The organism is Streptomyces sp. NPDC054841 (assembly GCF_053611045.1).
The window spans coordinates 1-2,111 of sequence record NZ_JBSGZO010000802.1; the positions used below are offsets into that span (position 1 = coordinate 1).

Genomic DNA, 2,111 nt, shown 5'->3' on the forward strand with positions numbered 1-2,111 from the left:
GCCGAACTGGCGCACCTGGGACTGCAGCTCCACGGTGAGCGGCTGCGAGGAGCTGTCGGCGAAGAGCAGCGCCACCAGCATGTCGTTCCACACCCAGAGGAACTGGAAGATCGCCAGGCTCGCGATGGCCGGGCGGCCCACCGGCAGCACCAGCCGGGTGAAGATCCGCCACTCGCTGCCGCCGTCCATCCGCGCCGCCTCCAGCATCTCCCGCGGAATGTCGGCGAAGTAGTTCCGCAGCAGGAAGATGGCGAACGGCAGCCCGTACGCGACGTGGAAGAGCACCACACCCGGGATCGTGCCGAACAGCCCCAGCTGACCGAAGAGTTTCGCGACCGGCAGCAGACCGACCTGGACCGGCACCACCAGCAGCGCCACCACGAGCAGGAACAGCCAGTCCCGGCCGGGGAACTCCAGCCAGGCGAAGGCATATCCGGCGAGCGCCGCGACGGCGATGACCAGAGCGGTCGCGGGCACCGAGATCAGCACGGTGTTCCAGAACGCCTGGGTGATCCCGGCGTTGCCCAGCAGCGCCGAGTAGTTGTCGAAGGACAGCTGCCCGGGACCGGTCAGGGTGGTCCACCAGCCGCTGCTCGCATTGTCCTGCGCCGAGCGCATCGAGGAGAGCAGCAGCCCGGCGAGCGGGGTGATCCAGACGAGGCCGATGACGACCAGGAACGCCTGGACCAGACCGTTGCCGAGCCAGCGGCCGAGCCGGCCCCCGGACCGCGGGCGCAGGGGCGCGGCGACGGCTCCCGGCTCCTTCGCCACGGTCCGGTCGGGGGTGGTGACGGTCATGACTGACTCCTGCGGAAGCGGCGGACGTTGAAGACCATGGCGGGGATCACCAGCAGCAGAAGCAGGACGCCGAGCGCACTGCCGAGCCCCTGGTTGTTGCCGCCGCCGAAGGAGACCAGCCACATCTGGGTGGCCAGCACCGTGGCGTCCTCCTGCACCGGACCCGGCGCGATGATGTAGACGAGGTCGAAGACCTTCATCACGTTGATCACCAGGGTCACGAAGACCACGGTCAGGATCGGCGCGAGCAGGGGCACGGTGATCCTGCGGAAGACCTGCCACTCGTTCGCGCCGTCCATCCGGGCCGCCTCCAGCGCATCGCGCGGCAGCGAGGACAGCCCGGCGCCGATGAGCACCATGGCGAAGCCGGTCCAGATCCACAGATACGCGCCGATGATGGCCGGGGTGACCAGGGCCGGGCCGAGCCAGGAGACACCCTCGTAGGGCTGGGCGAAGTTCTTCGCGGGCAGCCGCACGGTGTACGCGCCCGGGTCGAGAGCCGGGAAGCGGAAGGAACCGTCGGCCGCGGTGGTGACGGTGGCGACCGTCCTGCCGTCCCGCACCGCCTCGACCGTCATCCCCGGCAGTCCGCTCTCGGCCGTGTCGACCCGGCCCTGTTCACCGCCCCCGCCCGGCGTGAAGTCCAGGTAGGCGACGCCGAGCAGCTCGCGCCCGGCCGCCTTCCGGGAGGCCGCCTCGTACGCGGGTTCCGCGCCGGCGGGCAGCTCCTTCGGCTTCACGCCGACGAGTCCGAGGCTGACCGTGGTGCCGGGCGACACCGCTTCGGCCGTCGTGTACGACCCGTCCGGGCCCTTGGCCAGACCCTGGCCGTCCCGGGCGCGGGCGGTCGGATACGAGGACGTGCCCGTGAACGTGTCGTGCACACCGACGACCGCGGCGTTCAGTACGCCCTTGTCGGGGTCCTCCTCGTACGCGAGGCGGAAGATGATGCCGGCCGCGAGGAAGGAGACCGCCATCGGCATGAACAGCAGCAGCTTGAACGCGGTGGCCCAGCGGACCTTCTCCACCAGCACGGCGAGGATCAGTCCGAGCCCGGTGAGCAGGGTCGGGGCGACGACGACCCAGATGGCGCTGTTGCGGATGGCCTTGAGGGTCGCCGGGTCGCGGAACATCTGGGTGTAGTTCTCGCCGCCGACGAAGCGGGTACCGCCAGCGTCGAAGAAGCTGCGGCCCACCGAGAACAGCACGGGGTAGACGACGAGTGCGCCGAGCAACAGCAGTGCCGGCAGCACGAAGACCAGGGCGATGACCCGCCGGCGCCGCTGGGCGCGGCGGCGGGGGTTCGCGGCTCC

2 protein-coding genes are annotated in these 2,111 nt (G+C 70.5%); both read right to left on the bottom strand.

Annotation, left to right across the window (positions count from 1 at the left end; all coding sequences use genetic code 11):
* Positions 1-798: carbohydrate ABC transporter permease (locus ACWGI8_RS43360; protein WP_453669023.1), on the bottom strand; the 798-nt coding region annotated here is incomplete at its 3' end.
* Positions 795-2,111: ABC transporter permease subunit (locus tag ACWGI8_RS43365; RefSeq protein WP_453669025.1), on the bottom strand; the 1,317-nt coding region annotated here is incomplete at its 5' end. The genes ACWGI8_RS43360 and ACWGI8_RS43365, both read right to left, overlap by 4 nt.